Source organism: Qipengyuania sp. CAU 1752 (genome assembly GCF_054482615.1).
Map to the genome: position 1 here is coordinate 2,410,522 of NZ_JBTLRE010000001.1, position 24,397 is coordinate 2,434,918.

General features: G+C 62.9%; 22 protein-coding genes. All 22 read right to left on the minus strand.

Features of this window, described 5'->3' with window-relative positions:
• Positions 1-59 precede the first annotated feature (59 nt).
• The 22 genes from ACXYL9_RS11830 to ACXYL9_RS11935 all read right to left on the minus strand — a co-directional run bounded on the left by ACXYL9_RS11830 (position 60) and on the right by ACXYL9_RS11935 (position 24,344).
• Positions 60-1,814 (minus strand): SPOR domain-containing protein, encoded by a 1,755-nt coding sequence (locus ACXYL9_RS11830; RefSeq protein ID WP_459039689.1) that lies wholly within the window; start codon positions 1,812-1,814, stop codon positions 60-62.
• Positions 1,815-1,937: 123 nt separating this feature from the next.
• A complete protein-coding gene (gene ftsZ, locus ACXYL9_RS11835; protein ID WP_459039690.1) occupies positions 1,938-3,653 on the minus strand; it encodes a cell division protein FtsZ in 1,716 nt (571 codons plus the stop codon).
• A gap of 149 nt (positions 3,654-3,802) precedes the next feature.
• The gene (gene ftsA, locus ACXYL9_RS11840) at positions 3,803-5,056 is read right to left on the minus strand and encodes a cell division protein FtsA (RefSeq protein WP_459039691.1); all 1,254 of its coding nucleotides are present in this window, start codon (positions 5,054-5,056) and stop codon (positions 3,803-3,805) included.
• Entirely contained in the window at positions 5,056-5,883 is an 828-nt protein-coding gene (locus ACXYL9_RS11845; RefSeq protein ID WP_459039692.1) for a cell division protein FtsQ/DivIB, read from the minus strand. The genes ftsA and ACXYL9_RS11845 overlap by 1 nt, the downstream gene beginning before the upstream one ends.
• Positions 5,884-5,947: 64 nt before the next feature.
• On the minus strand, positions 5,948-6,919 hold the full coding sequence (locus ACXYL9_RS11850) for a D-alanine--D-alanine ligase (protein ID WP_459039693.1): 972 nt from the start codon (positions 6,917-6,919) through the stop codon (positions 5,948-5,950).
• Positions 6,916-7,443, minus strand: a complete 528-nt coding sequence (locus ACXYL9_RS11855; RefSeq protein WP_459039694.1) for a DUF4262 domain-containing protein — start codon at positions 7,441-7,443, stop codon at positions 6,916-6,918. The genes ACXYL9_RS11850 and ACXYL9_RS11855 overlap by 4 nt, the downstream gene beginning before the upstream one ends.
• A gap of 9 nt (positions 7,444-7,452) precedes the next feature.
• Positions 7,453-8,424 (minus strand): UDP-N-acetylmuramate dehydrogenase, encoded by a 972-nt coding sequence (gene murB, locus ACXYL9_RS11860; RefSeq protein WP_459039695.1) that lies wholly within the window; start codon positions 8,422-8,424, stop codon positions 7,453-7,455.
• A complete protein-coding gene (gene murC / locus ACXYL9_RS11865; RefSeq protein ID WP_459039696.1) occupies positions 8,421-9,845 on the minus strand; it encodes a UDP-N-acetylmuramate--L-alanine ligase in 1,425 nt (474 codons plus the stop codon). Before murC ends, murB begins: the two co-directional genes overlap by 4 nt.
• Positions 9,842-11,116 carry a UDP-N-acetylglucosamine--N-acetylmuramyl-(pentapeptide) pyrophosphoryl-undecaprenol N-acetylglucosamine transferase gene (locus ACXYL9_RS11870; protein WP_459039697.1) on the minus strand — a complete coding sequence of 425 codons (1,275 nt, stop codon included), beginning with the start codon at positions 11,114-11,116 and terminating at the stop codon, positions 9,842-9,844. The genes murC and ACXYL9_RS11870 overlap by 4 nt, the downstream gene beginning before the upstream one ends.
• Entirely contained in the window at positions 11,113-12,384 is a 1,272-nt protein-coding gene (locus ACXYL9_RS11875; protein ID WP_459039698.1) for an FtsW/RodA/SpoVE family cell cycle protein, read from the minus strand. The genes ACXYL9_RS11870 and ACXYL9_RS11875 overlap by 4 nt, the downstream gene beginning before the upstream one ends.
• Positions 12,381-13,757 carry a UDP-N-acetylmuramoyl-L-alanine--D-glutamate ligase gene (murD, locus tag ACXYL9_RS11880; protein WP_459039699.1) on the minus strand — a complete coding sequence of 459 codons (1,377 nt, stop codon included), beginning with the start codon at positions 13,755-13,757 and terminating at the stop codon, positions 12,381-12,383. The genes ACXYL9_RS11875 and murD overlap by 4 nt, the downstream gene beginning before the upstream one ends.
• Entirely contained in the window at positions 13,754-14,824 is a 1,071-nt protein-coding gene (mraY, locus tag ACXYL9_RS11885; RefSeq protein ID WP_459039700.1) for a phospho-N-acetylmuramoyl-pentapeptide-transferase, read from the minus strand. The genes murD and mraY overlap by 4 nt, the downstream gene beginning before the upstream one ends.
• Positions 14,825-14,841: 17 nt before the next feature.
• The gene (locus tag ACXYL9_RS11890; RefSeq protein ID WP_459039701.1) at positions 14,842-16,308 is read right to left on the minus strand and encodes a UDP-N-acetylmuramoyl-tripeptide--D-alanyl-D-alanine ligase; all 1,467 of its coding nucleotides are present in this window, start codon (positions 16,306-16,308) and stop codon (positions 14,842-14,844) included.
• Positions 16,305-17,789, minus strand: a complete 1,485-nt coding sequence (locus ACXYL9_RS11895) for a UDP-N-acetylmuramoyl-L-alanyl-D-glutamate--2,6-diaminopimelate ligase (RefSeq protein WP_459039702.1) — start codon at positions 17,787-17,789, stop codon at positions 16,305-16,307. Before ACXYL9_RS11895 ends, ACXYL9_RS11890 begins: the two co-directional genes overlap by 4 nt.
• Complete coding sequence (locus ACXYL9_RS11900) at positions 17,786-19,507, minus strand: peptidoglycan D,D-transpeptidase FtsI family protein (RefSeq protein WP_459039703.1); 1,722 nt, start codon at positions 19,505-19,507, stop codon at positions 17,786-17,788. The genes ACXYL9_RS11895 and ACXYL9_RS11900 overlap by 4 nt, the downstream gene beginning before the upstream one ends.
• Positions 19,504-20,067, minus strand: coding sequence for a hypothetical protein (locus ACXYL9_RS11905; RefSeq protein ID WP_459039704.1), 564 nt, complete (start codon positions 20,065-20,067; stop codon positions 19,504-19,506). Before ACXYL9_RS11905 ends, ACXYL9_RS11900 begins: the two co-directional genes overlap by 4 nt.
• On the minus strand, positions 20,064-21,002 hold the full coding sequence (rsmH, locus tag ACXYL9_RS11910; RefSeq protein WP_459039705.1) for a 16S rRNA (cytosine(1402)-N(4))-methyltransferase RsmH: 939 nt from the start codon (positions 21,000-21,002) through the stop codon (positions 20,064-20,066). The genes ACXYL9_RS11905 and rsmH overlap by 4 nt, the downstream gene beginning before the upstream one ends.
• Positions 20,999-21,496, minus strand: a complete 498-nt coding sequence (locus ACXYL9_RS11915; protein WP_459039706.1) for a division/cell wall cluster transcriptional repressor MraZ — start codon at positions 21,494-21,496, stop codon at positions 20,999-21,001. Before ACXYL9_RS11915 ends, rsmH begins: the two co-directional genes overlap by 4 nt.
• A 299-nt stretch (positions 21,497-21,795) precedes the next feature.
• Entirely contained in the window at positions 21,796-22,551 is a 756-nt protein-coding gene (locus ACXYL9_RS11920) for a Gldg family protein (RefSeq protein ID WP_459039707.1), read from the minus strand.
• A 1-nt stretch (position 22,552) separates the two neighbouring features.
• Positions 22,553-22,936 carry a hypothetical protein gene (locus ACXYL9_RS11925; RefSeq protein ID WP_459039708.1) on the minus strand — a complete coding sequence of 128 codons (384 nt, stop codon included), beginning with the start codon at positions 22,934-22,936 and terminating at the stop codon, positions 22,553-22,555.
• A 34-nt stretch (positions 22,937-22,970) separates the two neighbouring features.
• Positions 22,971-23,984, minus strand: a complete 1,014-nt coding sequence (locus ACXYL9_RS11930) for a cysteine synthase A (RefSeq protein WP_459039709.1) — start codon at positions 23,982-23,984, stop codon at positions 22,971-22,973.
• A 42-nt stretch (positions 23,985-24,026) separates the two neighbouring features.
• Positions 24,027-24,344 (minus strand): 2Fe-2S iron-sulfur cluster-binding protein, encoded by a 318-nt coding sequence (locus tag ACXYL9_RS11935; protein ID WP_459039710.1) that lies wholly within the window; start codon positions 24,342-24,344, stop codon positions 24,027-24,029.
• Positions 24,345-24,397 lie beyond the last annotated feature (53 nt).

The following is a 24,397-nucleotide window of genomic DNA, read 5'->3' on the forward strand; positions in this document are numbered from 1 at the left end:
GTTGCTTGGGGAGAACCAAAGTCGCTTGTTCAAAGCATGTGCACAACCTGCCTTCGCCCTCAGCGCAGTTCCTCGATCTCCTGCCCTTCGGGGCTGGTGAAAGTGAAGGCATCAAGACCCTTTTCGGTCAGCGCATTCAACGCTTTGCGTGCCGTATCGCGGTCCGGATAGGGGCCCGCCAGAAGGCGATTGGTCTGTCCCCACTCTGTCACAAATGGACCTTTCCCGTCGAGCAGCCCCTGCGCGCTGCGTGTAAAACGACGCCAGTCGAATCGCAGTGCGGCCCGATCCTTGCCGGTCGCCACCTGAACCCAATGGCGGCTCGGGTGGATGGGCTTGGCCGGCTCCGGTTCGGGCACAGGTTTGGGAGCGGCTTCGCGGCGTACCTTGATAGTCTTTATATCGACCGCGCCAGCAACGGGTCCGGTGACGGCGGGCGTGACCGGGGTCGAAAGGTCGGCAAAGGCATCGGCCACAGTGGCCGGCTGCGGGGAAGCGGCAGCCAATGCGGGCGCTTCCTCTTGCTGCGCCGAGGTTTGGCGCAAAGCACTTTGCGAAAGATCAAAACCCGGTCCGGGCGGCGTATTTTCCAGCGTCGCAACGACGACGGGACCCGCGGCAGGCGGCAATTCGCCCGTTGCGCTGGCGGTGCTGAGGGAAGCGACCGGCTGCGCATCCGCAACGACCGCAGTAGCAGGCGGCGGTGACGGCGGAGGGGGTGGGGGTGGGGGTGGGGGTGGCGGCGTAGGCGTCGCTTCCCGCTCGATAATGCGCGGACGGCGCCGCGTGCGCGAGAGCGGGTCTGCAGCCACCTCACGGCGGGCCGAGCGCACGGTTCGTTCCGCTTCCCTGCGCGAAGGGGTAGCCACGACGACCGCTTCGTCGTCCAGCTCAGTCGCGACGTTCGATGGCGAGTTTGCTTCCGCCGCCGCTCTGACTCCAAGGGGCGCACCGGCTGGGGCGAGCCCTTCATCAGCATTGCGCGACCTCCGAGCGGACGGAGTATCAGGAACCATCAATGCGGCGATGCGCGGATCGTCGCGTCCGATGCGGCCGGCAGTCGGGTAGATACCCAGATTGCCGGCGGCGGCCTGTTGGGCCTTGGTCAACCGCGGCATGAAGCGCAGATAATCCTCGATCCGGCGCGCCATGTCGCGGGGCATGACCGCTTCGGCTATGGCCACGGCCTCATCCGCCCGGCCCAGTATGGCGAGGCCGAAAGCGCGCGTCCGATAAGCGCCGAAATCGCGATTAGAGAGCAGCGGACGCAAGGTTTCCTCGAACCCGCTCTCGTCCCCCGCGATTGCCAGGCTGAGCGCCAATCGGCGCACGACCTCGTCGTCCGCCCGCCGGGCCAGCGCCATACGGTACCGAGCCTGCGCTTCACGGTTGTTGCCGACCAGATCATAGGCGAGCCCATAGTCCCCGCTCAGGCGGACGATCTCCACGCCAGCGGATTCGGCTTCCTCGAACAGTTTGAGCGCTTCGACCGGCCGCTGCGTTCGGACATAGGCGGCGGCCTGCCCTGCCTTGATCCGCGGGTCGCTGGGCGCAAGGTCGTAGGCGCGGCCGAAGAAACCAATGGCCGCATCGACATCGCCAAGTTCCAGCGATGCCGTTCCGGCGGCGATCAACGCATCAAGGTCCCGCGGAGTGCGGGCCAGCCGCGACAAAGCTTGTGTCAGCTCGTCAGATGCCTGCGATGGCAGGGCCTGGACCACTTCACGGCCCTGGGCGACCGCACCGCTAGACCAGCTTGCCGCGCCAATACCAGCCATGGCGAGTGCAGAGGGCAGGAAACAGATTTGTCGCATCGGCGCTTTCATCGGCGCGAGCCTATAGAACCGGTGATGAACCCAGCGCAAACGAAGTCTCGCAAACAAGCGCAATCATGCGCGAAATCAACATGGCCGTGCTAACCGGCCTTTCGCCGGGGATTACTGGTTGTTTTGCCGGCCGAGGAAGCGGGGAATGTTGACCGACCCGCCGTCCTCATCTTCATCCTCGTCTTCTTCGCTATCCCCGTCCTTCGAAGGAGCACTGCCGCGCGACAGGTTGGCCATGCGTTCGAACAACGTACTTCCGCCGTTGTCTCCGCCTGAACCGCCCCCGCTGCCACCGGCGACGAGGCCGCGCCTGCGACCGCCACCCTGTGCGGGCGGTTCTTCCACCGGCGCGTCCTTTTCGGCAAGCCGATCGGCGTCGAGCAGCAATTCATCGCTGTTGGAATCGTCACCGGCTGCTTCCGGATCGGAGGTCTCCTCGGCATCGGTCAGGTTGAGCGCGTCGCTCCAGTCGTCATCCGCATCGGCATCATCGCCGCCGAAATCTGCACCGGTTTCGTCTTCGCCTACCTCGTCGTTTCCACCTGCGAGGTCGAATTCATCGTCGCTTTCGTTGCGAAGTCCGGCAAGCGGGTCGACGATGCCGTCGACATCATCGTCATCGTCTTCGTCATACTCATTGTCGCCGTCATCTGCTCCCATGCCCGACAGACCGGCCAGTGTTGCGGGTACGTCATCTTCGGTTTCGGCCGCGAGTTCAGGTTCTGCCACCGGCATGGTGTCGAGCGCATCTTCATCCCCTTCATCCGCTTCGTCTTCCTCGGGCAATTCGAGGATCGGACGCTTGGGCGGCCGCGCGCCGCCGAGCGACATCGACTGCGCGCTCGGCGCATCGCGTGCCTCGCTCTGGTCGATGCCGGTTGCAACCACCGATACGCGGATCTTGCCATCGAGGTCCGGGTTGAAAGCCGAGCCCCAGATGATGTTGGCATCTTCGTCGACCAGTTCGCGGATATGGTTGGCCGCTTCGTCGACCTCGAGCAGCTTCATGTCATCGCCGCCGATGATCGAAATGATCACGCCACGCGCGCCCGCCATGCTGACCCCGTCCAGCAGTGGGTTGGCTATGGCGCGTTCGGCTGCTTCGAGAGCACGGTTTTCGCCCTCGCCCTCGCCGGTGCCCATCATTGCCTTGCCCATCTCTTCCATGACCGACTTGATATCGGCGAAGTCGAGGTTGATGAGGCCCGGCATCACCATCAGGTCGGTGATCGAACGGACACCCTGCTGAAGCACTTCGTCGGCGAGCTGGAAGGCTTCCTTGAAGGTCGTTTCCGCCTTGGCGATCAGAAACAGGTTTTGGTTCGGTATGACGATCAGCGTATCGACGTGGCGCTGCAATTCCTCGATCCCCGCCTCGGCAGCGCGCATCCTGCGGGTGCCCTCGAACAGGAACGGCTTGGTCACCACGCCGACAGTGAGGACGCCCTTGCGGCGGGCGGCCTCTGCAATGACCGGGGCGGCACCGGTGCCGGTTCCGCCGCCCATGCCGGCCGCGATGAAGCACATGTTGACCCCGTCCAGCAGGTCTTCGATCTCGTCGGTGGTTTCCTCAGCTGCCGCCTTGCCGACCTCAGGCCGGGCCCCGGCACCAAGTCCGCCGGTAATATCAGGGCCGAGCTGGATGCGGGTTTCCGCAGCAGATGTATTGAGCGCCTGGGCATCGGTGTTGGCAACGATGAATTCGACGCCTTCGATGTTCGCGTCGATCATGTTGGCAATCGCGTTTCCGCCCGCGCCGCCGACACCGATCACGGTGATACGGGGCCGCAGCTCATCGCTGGTTGCAGGGCCGATATTGATGCTCATGACGGTAATCTCCATGGGCCGGCAGGGCCCGAATGATGTCTGTCAGTCTGACATAAAGCAGTTAACGCTAGAATCTCGACTTGCGACCTTATCCACAGTGGTTTCAACGTAGTTTTCAACAGTTCTGCGCCCCTGTCGGCCACAATCAATCAGAAATAGTCCAGCGCGGCTCGCCAAATCCGGCTTGCCAGCCCCGCGCTGCCCGGCCGCACTGTTTCCTGCCCCCGGTTTCCAACCCGGCGGATGTCGACCGGATCGTCGGCGGCGTAGATGCAGAGGCCTGCCAAAGTTGCGAAGCCCGGATTGCGCATCGCGTCGGGCAATCCGCGCAATTCGGGCGGCTTGCCAACCCGCACCGGGCGCCCGAGAGCGCCTTGCATATACTCGGCGATACCGGCCAGCTGAGCCCCGCCGCCCGACACCACGACCTGCCCACGCGCGCCGGCATAATCGAGCGACTTCAAAGCCTTGCCAATCTTGTCTGCCAGCGTTGCCAGTTGTTCGGTGATCACTGACACCAGTTCGGCCCGGTTGATCCGGTGATCTTCGCTGACTCCATCGCCGGGCGCGTTGACCGGCACCATTTCCCGATGGTCGGTGGGACTGGCGATGGCAGAACCGGCTAGGCACTTGAGCCGTTCCGCCTGAAACCTGCGAATACCGAAAGCGCTGGCGATGGCGTCGGTGATGTCCGTCGATCCCAATGGAATCGATATCAGGCCGGTCAGCATGCCGTTCTTGAACACGCCCACATTGGTGACCTCGCCTCCGAGCTCGATCAATGCGGTGCCCAATTCACGTTCCTCTGGGCTCAGACTGGCATAGCCCGCGGCGATCGGCGTTGCCACCACGGCCTCGACCGAGAGATGCGCGCGCTCGACCGAATCTTTGAGATTGCGGACCGGCGCGCCGTCGGCCAGCATGACGTGGATATCGACACCGAGCCGCTCGGCATGAAGGCCGCGCGGATTGGCAACACCATGCGCCCCGTCGAGCGTGTAGTAGGCTGGCTGGGCATGCAGAACCATGCGTCCGTCGGGTTCGATACTCTCGCGCGCGGCGACGAGCAGGTACTCGATATCCTCTTCCTCGATCTGGCGTCCGCCGATCGGCACCTCGACCTGGGCAACGCGGCTGGTCAGCCCGGCTCCGGCGCAGCTGACCCATACGCTCTGGACCCGTGTCCCGGCGTTCTCCTCGGCCCGTTCAACCGCATTGCGCACGGCATAGGTTGCTGCCGCCATGTCGGTAACATAGCCACGCCGCACGCCCTGTGATTGGCGATGGCCCGATCCGAGCACGATCAGTTCGCCGGTTTCTGACTCGCCCATGATCATGGCCGAGACCCGGAAACTCCCCATGTTCACGGCACCAAATACCTTGGCGATGCGCGGCAGGCCCATCAGCGCGCCCTCTCGCCGTCGAGCAATTCCCGGTCGCGACCCGGAATGCGCATGTAGACCCGCTCCGGCACCCGCATATCGAAGGTTGCCACTTTGCCGCCGAGCAGGCGGTTCTGTCCATCGAGACGGGCGAAGTTGATGAGTGCGGTCGCTGCTTCTTCGTCACCTTGCGGCAGCGCTAGCACCTGGTCGGTCCGGAATGTCAGGTTCCACCGGCGATTGCCGATCCATTCGGCGGCAGTTACCTGCTCCTTGAGCGCGGGAGCAGTATCGAGCAATTGGCGCAGATCCGCCACCTGGCGAGCCGCGCCAGGCCCCGAGACGCGCAGCATTCCCTTGGCATTGGCCTGTGTAATCGGTTCAAGTTCAACGCCTTCGGGGTCGATCAGCACCAGTCGGCCGGGTTTGGCGAGCACCGCGTGCGGCTGTCGTTCGACAATGTCGATCACGATTGTTTCGGGCAGCTGCCGCGACACCCGTGCATCCTTGACCCAGGACATCTCCAGCAATTGCGCGCGCAGCGCCTCCAAGTCGACCTGAGGCATCGGGGTTTCGCGCTGGCCATAGGCCGCCTCGTAAACCTTGTTCTGGTTCATCCGGTCGATCCCGCTGACCCGTACCCGGCGAACCTCGAAACCGGCATCGGATGCCAGCGTGGCAATTTCGGCACTGGCCATTGCCGGGACGCCCGCCAAGCTAGCAACAAACCAGGCCAGGGCGACGGCCCCACCAAGGATCACGGCAAGGAATATCCGCTGCAGTTGCTCGTCAGTGAAGGGCAGCAGGGCCATGCCAGCATCGATCACGCCGCGACCCTGCTTGCGCACTTGTCGCGCCTTAGCCGCACGGTTCTGGGCCGCAGCAGAGCGCCGCACCCCCTGTCCCTTTCGTCTAACCTTGGTCGCCATCGTTCTCTCCAACGGCTCGGCCGAAATGATCAAGCGCGTCGGCCACGATCGCCTCGACCAGGTCTTCGTAGCTCATACCGGCATACTTGGCCTGTTCGGGAACCAGGCTGAGCGGCGTCATTCCCGGCTGGGTATTGGTTTCGAGCACAAACAAGCCATCCTCGCCTTGCTCGTCATCCCAGCGAAAATCGGTCCGACTGGTACCGCGACAGCCGAGCAAGCGGTGTGCCTCGAGAGCGTATTTGAGGCACAGCGCCTCGATTTCGGGCGGGATTTCGGCAGGGCAGACATGCTCGGTCAACCCATCGGTATATTTGGCATCGAAGTCGTAAAACCCGCTTTTGGGCTTGAGTTCGGTTACCGCGAGCGCCTTGCCGCCAACCACCGCAGTGGTCAGCTCGCGTCCGCGGATAAACGGTTCTGCCAGCAATGAGGCGAATTCCTGCCAAGGACCGGCGGCATCGCGGCGGATCGGATTGCCGCAATTGCTGTCATCGGTGACGATGGCCACGCCGACCGAGGACCCTTCATTGACCGGCTTGAGAACATAGGGCCGCGCCAGCGGGTCTCTTTCATAAAGGTCCTCGGATCTCACGACACGTCCGCCGGGCATAGGAATGCCATGCGGGACCAGCGCCTGCTTGGTCAGTTCCTTGTCGATCGCGATGACAGAGGTGGCGAGGCCCGAGTGGGTATAGGGAATGCCCATCAGGTCGAGCATTCCCTGCACCGTCCCGTCTTCGCCCGGCACGCCGTGGAGCGCATTGAAGACCACATCAGGTGCAGCCTCGGCAATCCGAGCGGCGACCTGCCGGTCCATATCGATGCGAGTGACGCGGTGCCCGCGGGCTTCAAGCGCCTTGGCGACTCCTTCTCCGCTCATCAGCGAGACTTCGCGCTCGTGTGCCCAGCCGCCCATCAACACCACCACATGGAGTTTCGCCAGCCCGCTCATTTCGGCCCTCCCCTCGGATAAAGACCAACTTGCCACTCGACGATATCCTGGCCGCAACCGTCCTCCCACGGATAGGCGCGGGATTCCGGATCGGGCCAGACGATTTGGCAGGCACGCTTGAGCACCTGTCCCTGCTCTTCGCGCAGATACCATGCGGCGAGTCCGAAATGGGTCAGCCGTGCACGTGGATCGTCGATCATCCGAGCCATGCATTCATAACCCTCGATCAGGTTGCCGAGCTTCTGGCCATCTGCGAGATCGAGGCCCTCGTCTCTGCATTGGCGAAAGACCTCGTTGATCATCGATTGGGCCAGATCCTTGTTGAGACCGTAGACGAGTATTTCGGGCTGGCCGACATTGGCTTCGAACCCGACCGAGAAGCTGAAGCTGCGATCGGGAACGCCTGGATCGGGGACGTTGACGACGGCGCAGCCATGCTCGGCCACGTGGTCGACAATCGCCTTCGCCATCTGCGGATCGGGTCCGGGCAGCGGGACATCGTTATTGGTTTCAGTGTCGCTCATATCCAACCTTCAGGGTCGCCCGACCCGCTGGATTTCCCACTCCAGCTCAATACCCGAATGCTTGTAGACCCGGGCCTTCACTTCTTCGCCCAACCCTTCGATGTCGGCGCTAGTCGCGTTATCGACGTTGATCAGGAAATTGGTGTGTTTCTCGCTCACCTGGGCACCGCCCATCCGAAGACCGCGGCATCCGGCTGCATCGACCAATTGCCAGGCCTTGTGTCCCGGCGGATTCTTGAAGGTCGATCCGCCGGTCTTGGTGCGCACCGGTTGGGATTGCTCGCGTGCTTCCGCAATCTGCTCCATCTCGGCACCAATAACGTCTGGATCGCCAGGCTTGCCCTGGAGCCGCGCGGAAACGACCACTGCACCATCCGGCAAGGCGCTGTGACGATAGCTGTATTGCAGATCTGCTGCCGGCAGGGTCGCCAGATTGCCGTCGGGCATAATGACATCACAATCGATCAGCACATCGGACGTCTCGCGGCCGTAAGCGCCCGCATTCATGCGCACGAATCCGCCGATAGTGCCGGGAATGCCGCGCATGAACTCCAGTCCCGCGATACCGGCGTCGCGGGCGGTCGAGGAAACCAGCACGCCATGGGCACCGGCCCCGCAGGTGACCGTGTGATCGTCATGTGTATCGACCTGCGCGAATGGCTTGCCGAGCCGGATAACTACGCCCGGCACGCCGCCGTCGCGAATGATCAAATTCGATCCCAGGCCCAACGCCATGACGGGCAATTCTCCGTCAAGCCGGGCCAGGAAAATATGCAGGTCTTCCAGATCAGCTGGTTCGAACAACCAATCTGCCGCGCCTCCGCTCTTGAACCAGACGAGCTTGGCGAGCGGCGCATTTCGGGTCAGCTTCCCGCGCAAGCCTGCGGTGTCGACGGGCCTATTGACCCCGCCTTCGACCTCGGCATTTGGCGCTTGGCCGCTATCATTCATAGCCCAGTCGTCGGGTTGTTCTTGCCTCATTCGGACCGCTCCGCAGCGATGGCATCGGCGAGGCCAGCTGCCCATTTGGTGATGTCTCCGGCACCTAGGCAAACAACGAGGTCTCCGGGCTCGATTTCCTGAGCCAGCACCTGCGCGAGTTCGGCGCAGTCCTCGACGGTGGCTGCGTGGCGGTGACCGCGCGATTTGAGTCCTGCCACCAGTGTAGCCGCATCGACACCTTCGATTGGGTCCTCGCCAGCGGCATAGACCGGGGTGATATAGACCGCATCGGCTTCGTTGAAGCAGCCCTGGAAATCATCCATCAGGTCGTTCAGCCGAGTGTATCGGTGCGGCTGGGCAACAGCGATAACGCGGCCGACCTTGTTGCCCGACAAAGCTGCCTCACGCGCGGCCGACAGGACCGCGGTAATCTCGACCGGGTGATGGCCGTAATCGTCGATGATGGCGACGCCGTCGACTTCGCCGACCTTGGTGAACCGGCGGCGCACTCCGCCAAAATTGGCAAAGCCGCTTTGAATCACCTCGTCGCGGCAACCCATCTCGATTGACACCGCGATGGCCGCCAGCGCGTTCTGGACATTGTGCCGCCCGGGCATCGGCAGGTGCACATTGGCAATCCGGCGGTCTTCCTCGCCGCGCTGGCGCACGATGACATCGAACACGTTGCCGCCGCCTTCGGGCCGGATGTTGACCCCGCAGATATCGGCCTGGAGCGAGAACCCGTAAGTCAGCACGCGCCGGTCGCGGACCTGCGCGATGACCGCCTGCACCTCGGGATGATCAATGCACAATATCGCAGCTCCGTAGAACGGCACGTTGTGAATGAACTCCACGAAGGCGTTCTTGACCCCTTCGAAATCGCCATAGTGGTCGAGGTGTTCGGGATCGATGTTCGTGACCACGGCAATGGTCCCGTCGAGCCGCAGGAAACTGCCGTCGCTTTCGTCGGCCTCGACCACCATCCATTCGCTGTCGCCAAGTCGCGCGTTGGAGCCATATTGCTCGATAATGCCGCCATTGATGACGGTGGGGTCGATATGGCCGGCATCGAGCAGTGCGGCGATCATGCTGGTGGTGGTGGTCTTGCCGTGGGTGCCAGCTACTGCGACCGTGCTCTTGAGCCGCATCAATTCGGCCAGCATCTCGGCCCGGCGGACCACCGGGATACGATTTTCAAGCGCCGTGGCGACTTCGGGATTGGTCCGCTTGACGGCTGTCGAGGTCACCACAACGGCTGCATTCTCGACGTTTTCAGGCGCATGGCCGATCATCACCGTGATGCCGCGTTTGCGCAGCCGTTCGACGCTGACGCTTTCGGCAATATCGCTGCCCTGCACGCTGTAGCCGAGATTATGCATGACCTCTGCTATGCCGGACATGCCGATGCCGCCAATGCCGACAAAATGGACAATGCCGATGTCGGTGGGAACGCCCCTCACTGCGACCGCTCCCGCGCCGCACCCTGTCCCGCAGCAACCCCTTGCGAAGCTGCCCGGGCATTGTTGCCGCCGACTTTGATCACGTCCATCATCTCGGCCCCGCCGAAGCTCTCGACCAGGTCGGCGAGATCTTCGACCGCGCGTGGTCGGCCGCAGTTCCATGCCCCGTGGGCGGCCGTCGCCAGCGTCTCGGGACGCTGTGCCATAGCCTGTATCTGCTTGGATATATCCTTGCACAATTGCTGCAGGACGGCCTCCTGCTGGCGCCGGATTGCGTTTCCGCGCGTTTCGCCCAAATCGTCGGGATCCTTGAGGGTTACCCTGGGCTGGCGGATCATTCGCGCACCGCCTGCCTTGACCATTTCAGCGGTGTTGTGAGCTTGGTGATCGTCGGTCGCGATCGGCAGCGGGATAAGTATGGCCGGTCGCCCTACCGCAGTAAGCTCCGCAATTGTCGAGGCACCCGCGCGCCCGATGAACAAGTGCGCGTCTGCAAGTCGCGGGGCCATATCTTCAAAATAGGTCGCCAGTTCTGCCGGGATATCGTGGCTGGCATATTGCTCGCGCACCCGCTCGAGGTCCTCGGGCCGGCATTGCTGCGTGACCTGCAGCCGCTGGCGCAGCGCCGGCGGCAACATCGACAGAGCGGTCGGCATCACTTCGCTCAGGATCCGTGCGCCCTGGCTGCCCCCGGTGATCAGTATCTTGAGCAGGCCGTCCTCGGTGAAGGGAGGAAATGGTTCGTCGCGCAGCGATAGCACCCCCTTGCGCACCGGATTGCCAACCAGGTGCACCTTGCGCTTGTGCTTGGCATCGAGCCGCTGAATATCGGGATAGGCGGTCGCGATCGCATTCACCTTGCGTGCGAATAAGCGATTGACCCTGCCCAGCACCGCATTCTGTTCGTGGATGATGGTGGGGACATCTTCGCCAGTGGCCGCCCACATGGCCGAAAAAGCCGGATAACCGCCAAACCCTACGACCGCGCTGGGCTGGAAGGCTTCAAACAGACGCTTGGCCATGTCGCGTCCACGCAGCATGGCGCGGATACCACCCCACCAGCGCAAGGGATTTTTGCCCAGCCGACCAGCGGGCAGGACATGGGCCGGAAGGAAATCGGGCTTACCTGGAATTCTTGCACCGCGTTCGTCGGTAATGAGCGCCACGTGGTGGCCGCGCCGCTCCAGTTCCGCTGCCAGCGCGAATGCAGGCAGCAAGTGCCCGCCGGTCCCGCCTGCAGCGAGAACATAATGTCTGTTGGCGCCGGTCATGCGCCTTTCTCCTTGTCGATCGCCGCGCGTTCGCGATTTGCCTGCTCCGCGCCCCCACGATCCGCCAGCATGGCGCGCAGGCCCGGCGTTTCGCGCGTCAGGAACGGGTTGCGGCGAGTCAGAGCCAGCAACAGGCCCATACCAAGACATACGGCAATCGTCGAAGAGCCGCCATAGCTCACCAGCGGCAGGGTCATCCCCTTGGATGGGAAAAGCTGCAGGTTGACGAGGATATTGATGAACGCCTGCCCCCCGATCTGCGTTGCCAGACCGGCCGCTGCAAGCAGGGCAAACAAGCTCTCCTCGTCGGCCAGCCGGACGAGCACACGGGCGATGATTGCAAGGTAAAGCAGCACCACGACGGCGCAGACGATCAGACCGAACTCTTCCCCGATAACTGAAAATATATAGTCGGTATGCGCTTCGGGCAGGCTCATCTTCTTCATGCCGAGCCAAAAACCGGTCCCGCTCCAGCCGCCGCCGAGCAAAGTCTTTTGCGCCAGATCAACCTGATCAAAAGCGGTCCCGCCGCCGAGGAAGGAATCGATCCGATACCGCGCGTTGTCATAAAGGAAATAGGCCGCCGTCAGCCCCGCGATGCCAACGCCTACCATCCCGCCGATGCGTTTCGCCGAAACCCCGGAAAGCATGACGAGGACGAACCACACGCCCAGGAACAAGACAGTCGAGCCCAAATCCGGCTGCAGCATCAACAGCACCGCCACCACCGCCATGAGGCCCGAGACGATCGCAAGAACCGGCAAGTTCGGGTCTTTCAACCGCCATGACAGAATCCATGCCAGCGCAATTGCAAAACCAGGTTTCAGAAATTCACTCGGCTGCAGGGTCAGTCCGAACCCGATCCAGCGTTTCGAACCGTTGACCTCTTGTCCGATTATCGGAACAAGCATGAGTGCGACCAGCATCGCAGCCGCCAGCACGATGCCAAGCCGGCGAGCATTGTCCCGACTGAGGAAGGACGCGCCGACCATCACCGCCACCCCGACGATCTGCCAGCGCAAATGCGCCCAGTAGAAATACAGGTCGGGCAGTTTTTCTGCCGACGTCGAAAGTCGTCTCGCACTGGCCGGCGACGAGGCCGCTACAGCGATGGTGCCGATCACCATCAGCGCCAAAACCAGCCCCAGCACAACGCGATCGATCTCGCGCCACCAGATCTTGATCTCGGCCGAATTCGACCCGCGCCGGGACTCACCATGTGCCAGCCTGTCGGTCAGACCCGGAACATAGGGTTGCGATTGGCTCACGCTGCCATGCCTCCGTTATCGGCCGGGTTCATGCAGCCCTGCGCCGTGCATCCGGTGAGAGCGCAGACGATTCTCCGAAAATGTTCGCCGCGTTGTTCAAAGTCGCGAAATTGGTCGAAGCTGGCGCAGGCCGGAGACAGCAACACGACATCGCCTCGCGAGGCATTGCCAAGTGCTTGTTTCACGGCTTCGCATATGAGTTCGCAGCGCTCGACCGCAACCCGCCCTTCGAGAAGCTCCGCAAAGCGGGGACCGGCCTCGCCGATGGTATAGGCTTGCTTGATCTCGCCAAGATAGTGCTCGCATTCGCCCAGACCGTCCTCCTTGGGCAAACCGCCGACGATCCAATGTACGCGCGGTTCGCCATCGGCGGGCCAGGCGGCCAGCGCAGGGGCGGCAGAGGCGGGGTTGGTCGCCTTGCTGTCATTGATGAACAACACGCCTTCATGTTCGCACACCACTTCCATCCGGTGCGGCAGCCCCTTGAAGCTCGCCAGTGCTGGCTCCCATTGGGTTCGCCTAACCCCCAGCTCTTCGACCAGCGCGACCGCCGCGGCGACATTCTGCAGATTGTGCGGCCCCTGCAGTGCTGGCCAGTCCAGCTGCATGGCTGCGTATTGCGTAGTATCGAGGCAGATCGCACGACCTTCAGCCCGGCGTGCGCGGGCAGCTTCGTAGACAGCGCGTGTCGGCGCGTCGGCACAACCGAAGCAGGCGAACTGGCCGCTGCCCTGCATGGTGAACAGGCGCCCCTTGCTGAAAGCATAATCCTCGAACCCGACATAGCGATCGAGATGATCGGGGGTAATATTGAGCAGCGCCGCCGCCTCGCAGGAAAGCGAACGGGTGAGGTCTATCTGGTAGCTCGACAATTCGAGAACATATACCCCGGCGCCGTTGTCATTGGGCTCGAGCGGCTCTTCGCCAAGGATCGGCACACCGATGTTACCCCCCATGCGGGCCGGGATGCCGGCAGAGCGTATGATGTGGGTGACCAGCGCCGTGGTGGTCGATTTGCCATTGGTCCCGGTGATCCCGACAACCCTGTGCGCAGGCAAGTTCCCGCGTGCCTCGGCAAACAACTCGATATCACCGATGATGGGCACGCCGAATTGTTCGGCCCGGCCAGCGATGGGGTGGGTATTGAGCGGAACGCCCGGCGACACGACCAATCCGTCAAAGCCGGTCAGGTCGATGCTCATCGGATCGCCGATGATGGCCCTGCCCTCGAATGCCTGGCGCGGTTCTTCCTGCCGGTCCCAGACCGTCACCTCGGCCCCGCTGGCGAGCAGCGCCTCCGCCGCAGTCTGGCCTGACCGGGCAAGACCGAGGACCGCAAACCGTTTGCCGGACCAGGCGGGACAAGTGATCATCGCAGTTTCAACGTCGCCAGGCCTATCAGCGCGAGCACGATGGAGACGATCCAGAAGCGGATCACAACCGTCGATTCGGCCCAGCCCTTCTGCTCGAAATGGTGGTGGATGGGGGCCATGCGAAACACGCGCTTGCCCGTCCGCTTGAACCAGAACACCTGGATGATCACGCTCAGCGCTTCGAACACGAACAATCCGCCGACGATGGCCAACACGATCTCGTGGTGGCTGGCAACGGCGATCGCGCCCAGCGCCCCGCCCAGCGCCAGACTGCCGGTATCGCCCATGAACACTGCCGCTGGCGGTGCGTTGAACCACAAGAAGGCGAGACCTGCGCCCATGATGGCGGCGCAGAAAATTGCCAGTTCGCCTGCGCCCGGCACATATGGAATGCCTAGATAGGCCGAGTAGTCCACGCGCCCAGCTAAATAGGAGATGATGGCAAATGCACCGGCGGCCACGATCACCGGCATGATCGCCAGCCCATCGAGACCGTCGGTCAAATTGACGGCATTGCCCGCGCCCACGATCACAACGGCTGCAAAGACATAGTAGAACGGACCCAGCGGGATCGCCTTGTCGGACACGAAGGGAATGTAGAGCCAGGTGCTGATCTGACTTACGATCAGATACGAGGCGATACCCGCAACTACAAATTCCAGCAGCAGGCGGGCCTTACCCGAAAGCCCCTTGTGGCTGTTCTTGGACACCTTGTCGTAATCGTCGAGGAAGCCGATCACGCCGAAACCGGCAGTGACCGCGATGCAGGCCCACACGAATGGATTTCGCAGATCCATCCACAACACCAAAGACATCATCAGCGAGACGAGGATCATCAACCCGCCCATCGTGGGCGTTCCGCGCTTGGCCAGGTGTGTTTGCGGCCCGTCCTCGCGGATCGGCTGGCCCTTGCCTTGGCGCACGCGCAGCATGTTGATGAACCGCGGCCCGATGATGAGGCCAATGACCAATGCGGTCATCAGCGTCGCCCCGGCACGGAAGGTCTGGTAGCGGACAAGGTTGAAAACCCCCGCGAAATCCAGCCATTCTGCAATCAGGTAGAGCATTCGGTTCCGGCCCCCGTTCAAACCCGGCTGGTGAAGTGCTCCACCAGCTTGCCCAGGCCGACCGAATTGGAGCCTTTCACTAGGACCGCATCGCCCGCGGCGAGCCCGTATTCCTGCAGCGCCGCAATCGCCTCGGCAGGTCCATCGCAATGGGCGAAGGAAAGCCCCTTGCCAAGCACCGCTTCGCCCGCTTTCCCCAAGTGCCGCGCGAGCGCGCGCATCTCGTCGCCGACGAGCACCGCGTAATCGACTTCCGCCTCGATGATCGGCTCGGCTAATTGCTCGTGGAAACCACGCCCGAAATCGCCCAGTTCCTTCATGCTGCCAAGCACCGCGATGCGCCGTGTCGCAGGGGTCTGCCCGAGCTGGCGTAATGTCGCGCGCATCGATGCGGGATTGGCGTTGTAGCTTTCGTCGATCAACAGCGCCTTGCCACCGGCGGCGGCAACCTGATGGCGCGCGCCCCGACCTTTGAGTCCGCCCATTTCGGCCAGCGCGAGGCCAGCAGCACCAAGGTCTCCGCGCGCAGCATAGACTGCGCCCAACACCGCCAGCGAGTTGGCAATCCAGTGGTCGCCGGGTTCGGCCACAGTATAACACAGTCGCCGATCGGCGATCTGCGCGGTGACCAGCGAGCCACCATTGGCGGCCGGGATGGCATCGAGCAGGCGAACATCGGCATCGGCCGCGCGCCCGAAGGACAGCACTTTCGCACCCGCCTTGAGCGCCGCGTCGCGTAGCTGGCCGAATTGTTCGACATCGGTCGGGATGACGGCTGTGCCACCTTCGACGAGGCCGTTGAATATCTCGGCCTTGGCATCGGCAATCGCCTCGATCGAGCCGAGATTTTCGATATGCGCCGGCGCGATTGTTGTCACGACGGCGACATGAGGGCGAACATGGTCGGTCAGCACGGCGATCTCGCCAGCATTGTTCATGCCCATTTCGAACACGCCGTAGCGGCTGCGAGCGGGCATTCGCGCAAGAGACAGTGGCACACCGACATGGTTGTTGTAGCTGCGTACCGAACGGTGGGCCTGGCCCCTGCTCGAGCGTTCGAGAGCCGCGAAAATGGCTTCCTTGACCCCGGTCTTGCCGACCGAGCCGGTCACGCCGATGCGGACGGCGCTAGCGCGCTCACGGGCAAAGCCGGCAAGCGCGTAAAGAGCGTGTGTAGTGTCCTCCACCAAGACGTGGGGGCCATCGATTGGGCGATCGACCAGCGCGGCGACGGCGCCGGCTGCAAAGGCTTTGTCAACGAACTTGTGCCCGTCCATCGCTTCGCCGCGCAGCGCCACGAACAGGTCACCCGGACGCACGTCGCGGCTGTCCATTTCGACATTGGCGCATTGGAAATCGGAGCTCGCTGTGCCGCCGGTCGCGGCTGCGATCTCGTGCGCGCTCCACAGCGCGAGCGGCAGGGCATCGCGCTTCGTGCGCGGCCAGGAAAGGACAGCCTTGTGTGCGAACCGAGGGGCAATCATGCGGTGTCCCCCTGCCCGGCTGCACATTCGCGCGCAACCGTCACATCGTCGAATGGCAGCACTTTCATGGACTCTCCCGACCCGATTATCTGGCCCTGTTCGTGGCCTTTACCGGCGACGAGGACGATGTCCTTCGCTCCGGCCAATTCGATGGCAGTGGATATCGCAGCGCGTCTATCCCCGACTTCACGTACGTCCGCGCCTGCTTCTGCATTGGTGCCAGCCAGGATCGCAGCACGAATGGCGCCGGGATCTTCGCCGCGCGGATTGTCATCGGTAACGATGGCGATGTCGGAGGCGCGAGCCGCGACCTGGCCCATCGGTCCACGCTTGCCCTGATCGCGGTCGCCGCCGGCACCGAAAACCGTGATCAGTTTCCCGCTCACATGAGGGCGCAGGGCTTCGATAGCCGCTTCTAGCGCATCTGGTGTGTGTGCGTAATCAACGTAGACGGGCGCACCCGAAGGCGTAATGACAGCCCGTTCGAGCCGTCCGCGCACCGGCTGTAACCGTGCCACTCCGTCCCACACTTGCCCGGCATCGCTGCCGGTGACCAACGCTAGCCCGGCGGCAGTGAGCGCGTTGGAGACCTGGTATTCGCCGATCAGGGGAAGCCGCAGTTTGCGAACCTGGCCGTCATGTTCGATTTCGAGCTCCTGGCCCAGTTGTGTTGGGGTACGGGCAAGCAGGCGGATGTCTTTGCCCTGTTCACCGACCGTGAACAGACGTAGACCTCTTGCCTGCACCCGCTCAATGGCGCGAGTGGTCCACTCGCTATTGGCCGTCCAGACCACGGCCGTGCCGTCCGCGTCGACGCCTTCGTCGAACAGGCGCATCTTGGCTTCGAAATACTCTTCCATGCTCGCGTGGTAATCGAGATGGTCGCGGCTGAAATTGGTGAAGGCCGCGGCAGCTACCGGCAATCCCTCGTTACGATATTGCGACAGGCCATGGCTCGACGCTTCATAGGCGACGTGGGTCACGCCTTCGCGCGCCAGCCCGCTCACATTGGCAAGGAAGGTGACGATGTCGGGCGTGGTCAGCCCGGTCGAAACGCTCTCATCCGGCGTAGTCACGCCAAGCGTACCGATACTGGCCGCACGCTCGCCCGCCATGCGCCACAGCTGGCGGGTCATCTCTACGGTCGAGGTCTTTCCGTTAGTTCCGGTAACCGCGACGATAGTAGAAGGGACGGGCTGGAAGAATTGTGCTGCCAGCCGTGCGAAGGCGCGCCGCGGGGCCGGATCGGCAATATGCAACGCGCCAGCCACTCTGGCTTCCGGGCGTGCGACTACAGCGATGGCACCGGCGGCGATCGCCTGCGGGATCACGTCCTCGGCATTGAAGCTCGCGCCCTGGAACGCACCGAATACGGTACCGGGTGCGACCTTCCGATGGTCGATGGCAAAGCCGGTGACCGAAGCCTCGGCATCACCGTCAATCGCAATTCCCGCAGCTGCGGCGAGCTTGATCAGTTTCACTCGCCACCCCCTGAAATCAGCGGGCGCAGGTCGGAGATATCGACATCGCGGCTCATGTCGGGCCGGACGCCCAGCATCGGTCCGATACGGGGCACCAGATTGCCGACGATAGGCGCCGCATTCCAGGCGGCAGTGCGCTGGAACGAACTGGCGGTCGTTCCCTTGGGCTCGTCAAGCATGGTGATGACGACATAGCGCGGCCGATCCATCGGGAAGGCAGCGGCAAAGGTCGAGACCAGGCTCTTGCGACGATAGCCGCCAGCACCCGGCTTCTCGGCCGAACCGGTCTTGCCGCCGACCCGATAACCCGGCGCATCGGCATTCTTGCCGGTGCCATAGACCGCGATCATGCGCAGCAATTGCCGCATCCGGCTGGAGGTCGAGGCCTTGAACACGCGGTGTCCCTTGGGTGCATCGCCGGCGGCGATCTTGTTGAGCGTAGCCGGGCGCCAGATGCCGCCATTGACCATCGCCGCGTAAGCGCTGGCGAGGTGCAGCGGCGTTACACCGATAGCGTGGCCGAAGCCGACATTCATGGTCTTGAGCCGGCCCCATTTGCTGGTCTGCCAGAGCGGATGACCGCGCGCGGGCAGCTCGATATGGGGACGGTCGTTCATGCCGAGGTCCGTCAGCGTCTGGCGCAGGCGCTTCTCGCCCAGTTCGTCCGACAACCGCGCGGTCACCGTGTTCGATGAATGGATCAGCGCCTCGGGGATGTTGAGCGTAGCACCGAGGTTGTGGCTGTCAGAAATGGTATAACCGGCAATGGGCACCGGGCTGGCATCATAACGCTTGCCGAAATCACGCACTACGCCGGCGTCGATGGCGGCCGCAACGGTCAATGGCTTGAAGGTCGAGCCAAGTTCGTAGACCTGGTTGGTAACCCGGTTGAACATCAGGTCCGCGCCCTTGGCGTCGATCTTGTTGGGATCGAACTCGGGCAGCGAAGCCAGCGCCATGACTTCGCCGGTGTCGACATCGAGGACAATGCCCGCCGCGCCCATGGCGTTGACTTGGAGCATCCCGCGCCGCAGCTCGTCCTCGAGCGCACCTTGGACGCGCATGTCGATGCTGAGGCGGACCGGCTCACCGCGAAAACGCGGATCGACCAGCCGCTTGTTGAGCACCTGCTCCATCCCGAGCTTGCCGCTGCCATCGGAAGCAACAAAGCCCAGCACATGCGCGGCCATCGATCCTTGCGGATAGTGGCGATCGTTTTCCTGCGGCAGTTCGAGTGCAACTTCGCCGAGGTCGAACACGCGGTTGGCTTCTTCAGGCAGTACCCGGCGGCGCAGATAGCCCGCGGTGCCGGTGGCGAGCATCTTCAGGACGCGCTTCTCTTCGAGGTCAGGGAATATCTGCTTGAGTTCCTTGACGACTACGGCCGGCGACTTGACCAGCGGCGGGCCGCCCTCGCCGAGCGCATCGGGGTTGAACCAGAGAGCGTGAGCGGGGTAATTGCGCGCCAGTGCGATGCCGTTGCGGTCGCTTATCTCGCCCCGTGGTGGAAGCAGTGCGTCTTCGAGGGACGTGGGACCGGTCGTTCCGCCAGCAACGCCCAGCAGGACGATCCGCAACACTGCAATCAAGGCCAGAACAGCGAATCCGACGGCGACGAGGAGCACGCGGATACGCGCAGTGAGCAACGCCTCCTGCCGGTCGGACACCAGCCGCACCCGACCCGACGAGATCGCCGTGCTGACCGTCATTGTGCTCATTCGGACACCTTGGCGCTGGGCCCGAAACCAGACGCGGAGGCGGACAGGTCGACCCCCATCCCCAGTCGTTCGGCCAGCGAAGGACGTTCGCTCCCGCGTGTTTCGGCCCGCAGTTCGCGGCCAGCCTGATTGCTGTCGGAAGGACGATAGGAGGCCGGTGTCGGCTTGGCAGGTGCTGCCCCCAGGGGCGAGACCATGCGCGGCATCTCGATTTCATCAGCACTGCGAGCAACCCGGATCGGCGCTGGCGTATCGGGCGAAAGCGGCTGCGACAGGCTGGCAAGCTGACGCTCGCTTTCAAGATACTGGTCAGCGCGTGGCGCGATGTAGCCGAAATCGACCGCGTTCCAGTTGGCCAACTGCTGCTGATTGGCCCGCGTCTCGAATTCGGTTTCGAGCCGCATGGTCTCCTGCTTGAGGGCAATGATCTGACGCTCGGCGCGGACAACCTCGCTTTTCACGGCATTGACGCGGAAGGTCAGGCCGAGGAACGCGGCAAACACAATGCCGAGCGCCATGGCCCAGCCGATCTGACGCAAGCGACTGCCGCCGACCATCATGCTACCCCCTCGCGAGCCGGCGCATCGGTGCGCACCGCATGGCGCAGGGTCGAGGAACGCGACCTGGGGTTGCGCTCGATCTCGTTCGTAGAAGGCCGAATAGCTTTCGAAACTTTAGAAAAAATGGCCGGCGACCCCTCGGTTTGGGGAAGATGACGGGAGGTGCCGCCGGCCTTTCCTGAAGCGTCATTGAAGAAGCGCTTCACGATACGATCCTCTAGCGAATGAAAACTCACCACGGCGAGCCGACCGCCACTTTTGAGCAGCTGTTCTGCAGCGAGCAGGCCTTCGCGCAGTTCGTCTAGTTCGCCATTGATATGAATTCGGATGGCCTGAAAACTGCGCGTGGCGGGGTCTTTCGGCGCACCAGGACGATATCCGAGCGCCTTGCGCACCGTGCGAGCCAACTCGCCAGTGGTCTCAAGCGGACGAGCAGCGATAATGGCTCGTGCGACGCGGCGCGACTGGCGCTCCTCGCCGTAGGTGTAGAGCACATCGGCTATCTCGTCCGCTTCGGCAGTGTTGAGAAATTCGGCTGCCGACATGCCCGACTGGCTCATCCGCATGTCGAGCGGACCATCGGCAGAGAAAGCAAAGCCGCGCTCGGCCTGATCGAGCTGCATCGAGGACACGCCGATATCCATCACGACGCCGTCAACCTTTGCGACGCCGATCCGGTTCATCTCCGCAGCCATCTGCGAAAAGCGATGCGGGTGCAGCGTCAGCCTGCCATCGAACTCGGCTTTCATCGCTGCACCTTCGGCGATTGCATCCGGGTCACGGTCGAAGGCGTGGACGTGCGCTCCGCGATCAAGGAGAGCGCGGCTGTAGCCGCCAGCCCCGAAGGTCGCATCTACCAGCACGTCGCCCGGTTGCGGGTCGAGCGCAGCGACGACTTCGTCGAGCAGGACGGGGATGTGCGGAGCGGCGCTCATTTCTTCTTCGCCTTGGCCTGTGCTTCTGTGACCAGCGCTTCGCATGCAGCCTTGGCGGTGGCCCAGTCATTGCCCATCCGGGCCAGTTCGACCGGGTTCCACAGGGTGAAGAAGCGTCCTCCGCCCTGGAAGAAGATGCCGTCCTCGATATCGCCCAGCCCGCGCAGATATTCGGGCATCACGAAGCGGCCCGAATCGTCGAAGGGGATTTCGGCAAAGCCGTTGAGTTGGGAAGAGCGCGTTTCGCGATCGAATTCACGGCCAAACTTGAAGGCCATTTCCTCTTCGCGATCGAGCTGGGTTTCGAATTCGAAGCGGCGTGAGGTCCCGAAACCGACGAGACAATTCCAGCGATCATGACCCGTCAGACACAGGACCTTGCCGTTGGAGCTTTCCTTGACTGCCTTGCGGAAGAGCGGAGGCAAGACGAAACGACCCTTGTCGCCAGCCGGCGAGAAGGCCTGTCCGCTATATCCTGCAAACCCCTGTTCCACTCCCCGCTCGTCCCCGCAATGAGCGCCTCGATCTGGACAAACCTTCCCCGTCGCTCGCCGCGCGTTCGCAGCCAGCTCGCTCCCTGCTTTTGGAAGCGCGCATCAATACAGCTTGTCCTGTTGAAATGCAGTCATATCGCGGGCTAACGCGGGATTAAAGGGGAAAACTGGGAATTCTGCGGGATTAAATGGTAAATATATGATTTACCTTAACAATTCTAACACGCTTTAGGCCCCCTGGCTCGCCCACAATGTGAAATACCTAGCCCGAATCCCTGAAATCACGGCCGAATCCCAGATCAGCGGGCCCGATTCCCGCCAGCGTCCCGCGTCATCCCCAAAAGCGCCGCCAGCGCCGCAGGCGATCCTCTCCCGCCCTCCGGATCTTCAAGCAAGGTAGCATCGGCGAGCATGGTCACCCGGCCAGCGCCGACCGTGCAGCGCGCCAGCACGGCCTCCAGCGACAGGGCGCACTCAGCACCCTCTGCGGGCACCCGGCGGAACTGTCCGGCCGCAGCTACCACCATGTCGCTACCACCCATGGGAACAGCGCGCACTGTTGCGGCATCGTCTCCCTGCAAAAGCTCCACCCCCCAGCGGGCCAGGATCGGGCTCAACAAAACGGTGTCGAGGGGACGGCGCGGATCACCGAGCGGGAAGTCATAATCTCCGACAAGCTTGGGATCGGCGAACAGCAGCACCTGGCCACCGCCACGCACCCAATTGTCGAGCGCAACATTTTCCGCCGGCGACAAAGCGCGCGGCTGCGCGAGCACAAGCGTGTCCAGTCCGGCGAGCGAGGCGTCGTCGAGAAGATCGATCGGCTGAAGCTGGTAGTCTGTTCGTAGCGCGTCCTGCGCCCAGTGGGTCGAAGTATCGCCCTTGGCCAAGGATCCGAAGGCATCATTGCCCGCCCACAGGATCGGCAGCGAGGTGAATAGCCCCAATCGAGGATTGTCGGTAGCCGGCGAGGCAATCTTGTCCATTGCCGGCGAAACCGTGTTGTCGCCGCATCCGGCGAGCGCGAGAGCAAGCACAGCGAGCAGGAGCCGCATGTTACTGGCCGTCGATATTCTGCCCATTGCCCTGTTCCGGGACCACCGGCCCCTGCGGCAAAGGCTCGGCCCCAGCACCGACCGGCAAATCAGGCACGACACCCGCATTCTCGAGCGCCTTGTTCTGGCTCGGCGAAGGCCTAGGCTCGACCGTCGGCGCAGCTGCAGGCACCGCGGCATCTTCCGTCAGCTGCGCACGGTCCATGATCATATCAGCCACGCCAACTAGCAACACCATTGCGCCCAGCGCCAGCAATCCGACTTGCAGGCGATGGACTGTCTCGCCTTCGCGATTGGCGACCGAGCTTTGTGAGAAGTAGTTCGCGTGCGGACGCAGGAATTGTGGCAGCAAGTTCATCGCGGTCGACTTTAGGGTCTTGGACATGAACGTCAAATAACCTCGTTGACCGCTCATGGGCTCAGCTCCCTTCGAGCCAGCCGAACACCGGCAGCCCTTTTGAGCGCAACCAGTCGGCATTGTAGAGCGAGGACAAGTAACGAAAGCCGGTGTCGCACAGGATGGTGGCGACGCGCGCATCCTTGCGCCCTTCTGCTACCAATTGCTTGCCGAGCGCGACGGCTCCGGCGACGTTGATCCCGCTCGACAGACCAAGGCACAGGCCTTCTTCGCGCAAGAGTCGGGCCACCCAATCGAGCCCCTCTTCGTCCGACACGCGGAACTGGGTATCAATCGGCGCACCTTCGAGATTACCGGTTATCCGGCCCTGTCCGATGCCTTCGGCGACCGATGACCCTTCGGCCTTCAGCTCGCCATTTGCATAGTAGTTGTAGAGCGCTGCTCCGTGCGGATCGGTCAGGGCGATGACGATTTTGCTGTCATGCTCCTTCAGGCCCATCCCGACACCGGCGATGGTGCCACCGGTGCCCGCCGCGCAGGTAAAGCCGTCGATCTTGCCGTCCAACTGTTCCCAGAGTTCTTCGGCCGTCCCTTCGAGATGCGCCTTGCGGTTTGCGGTATTATCGAACTGGTTGGCCCAGACCGTCCCTGGCGTCTCCTCGGCCAGCCGGCGCGAGGTGTGGACGAAGTGATTGCAGTCAGCAAACTTGGTCGGGGGCACCAGCACCAGTTCCGCACCAAGCGCCCGCAGCGTGTCCATCTTCTCTCGCGACTGGTTGTCGGGCATGACGATAATCGTCTTGTAGCCGCGCGCGTTTGCGACCAGCGCTATGCCTATCCCGGTGTTGCCGGCTGTCCCTTCAACCACGCAGCCGCCTGGTTTGAGCTCGCCGCGGTCTTCGGCATCACGGATGATGTAGAGCGCCGCCCGGTCCTTCACCGAGGCACCGGGATTAGCAAATTCGCATTTGCCATAGATGGAACAGCCCGCGGCCTTGCTCGGCCCTTCGAGCCTGACCAGCGGCGTGTTGCCGATCAACGAGATCGTGTCTTGATATGGCGCAGTAATGTTCATGCTGGGCGAGGTAGGCATTGCCCGCCCGCGCGCCAACAAAGATCAATCTTCAGGGGCGATAGTAACCTTCAACCCATCGAGATCGCCAGTGAACGGGATCTGGCAGGAGAGCCGCGAATTGGCCTCGCGGTGATCCGAGGATTCGAGCAGGTCGTCTTCGTCTTCGCTCATCTTCGGCAGCTTTTCCGAGAAGGCCGGATCTACATGGACGTGGCAGGTTGCACACGAACAACAGCCACCGCACAGCGCCAGCAATTCATCGAAACCGTTGTCGCGGATCGCTTCCATCACCGTCAGGCCGTCCTCGACCTCGACCGCGCTTTCATCGCCGTCCCGATTGACTACTACCAGTTTGGGCATTGCTTGCTCCGCTATCGCCGAATTCGTGTTGGCGGCCTATCGGCCTTCGGCGA

Excerpts from the sequence above, each read along its gene's own strand:
- ACXYL9_RS11830 (WP_459039689.1), bottom strand. The coding sequence starts at position 1,814 with ATGCGACAAATCTGTTTCCTGCCCTCTGCACTCGCCATGGCTGGTATT.
- ftsZ (WP_459039690.1), bottom strand. The coding sequence starts at position 3,653 with ATGAGCATCAATATCGGCCCTGCAACCAGCGATGAGCTGCGGCCCCGT.
- ftsA (WP_459039691.1), bottom strand. The coding sequence starts at position 5,056 with ATGGGCCTGCCGCGCATCGCCAAGGTATTTGGTGCCGTGAACATGGGG.
- ACXYL9_RS11850 (WP_459039693.1), bottom strand. The coding sequence starts at position 6,919 with ATGAGCGGGCTGGCGAAACTCCATGTGGTGGTGTTGATGGGCGGCTGG.
- ACXYL9_RS11855 (WP_459039694.1), bottom strand. The coding sequence starts at position 7,443 with ATGAGCGACACTGAAACCAATAACGATGTCCCGCTGCCCGGACCCGAT.
- murB (WP_459039695.1), bottom strand. The coding sequence starts at position 8,424 with ATGAGGCAAGAACAACCCGACGACTGGGCTATGAATGATAGCGGCCAA.
- ACXYL9_RS11870 (WP_459039697.1), bottom strand. The coding sequence starts at position 11,116 with ATGACCGGCGCCAACAGACATTATGTTCTCGCTGCAGGCGGGACCGGC.
- murD (WP_459039699.1), bottom strand. The coding sequence starts at position 13,757 with ATGATCACTTGTCCCGCCTGGTCCGGCAAACGGTTTGCGGTCCTCGGT.
- mraY (WP_459039700.1), bottom strand. The coding sequence starts at position 14,824 with ATGCTCTACCTGATTGCAGAATGGCTGGATTTCGCGGGGGTTTTCAAC.
- ACXYL9_RS11890 (WP_459039701.1), bottom strand. The coding sequence starts at position 16,308 with ATGATTGCCCCTCGGTTCGCACACAAGGCTGTCCTTTCCTGGCCGCGC.
- ACXYL9_RS11900 (WP_459039703.1), bottom strand. The coding sequence starts at position 19,507 with ATGAGCACAATGACGGTCAGCACGGCGATCTCGTCGGGTCGGGTGCGG.
- ACXYL9_RS11905 (WP_459039704.1), bottom strand. The coding sequence starts at position 20,067 with ATGATGGTCGGCGGCAGTCGCTTGCGTCAGATCGGCTGGGCCATGGCG.
- rsmH (WP_459039705.1), bottom strand. The coding sequence starts at position 21,002 with ATGAGCGCCGCTCCGCACATCCCCGTCCTGCTCGACGAAGTCGTCGCT.
- ACXYL9_RS11920 (WP_459039707.1), bottom strand. The coding sequence starts at position 22,551 with ATGCGGCTCCTGCTCGCTGTGCTTGCTCTCGCGCTCGCCGGATGCGGC.
- ACXYL9_RS11925 (WP_459039708.1), bottom strand. The coding sequence starts at position 22,936 with ATGTCCAAGACCCTAAAGTCGACCGCGATGAACTTGCTGCCACAATTC.
- ACXYL9_RS11930 (WP_459039709.1), bottom strand. The coding sequence starts at position 23,984 with ATGAACATTACTGCGCCATATCAAGACACGATCTCGTTGATCGGCAAC.
- ACXYL9_RS11935 (WP_459039710.1), bottom strand. The coding sequence starts at position 24,344 with ATGCCCAAACTGGTAGTAGTCAATCGGGACGGCGATGAAAGCGCGGTC.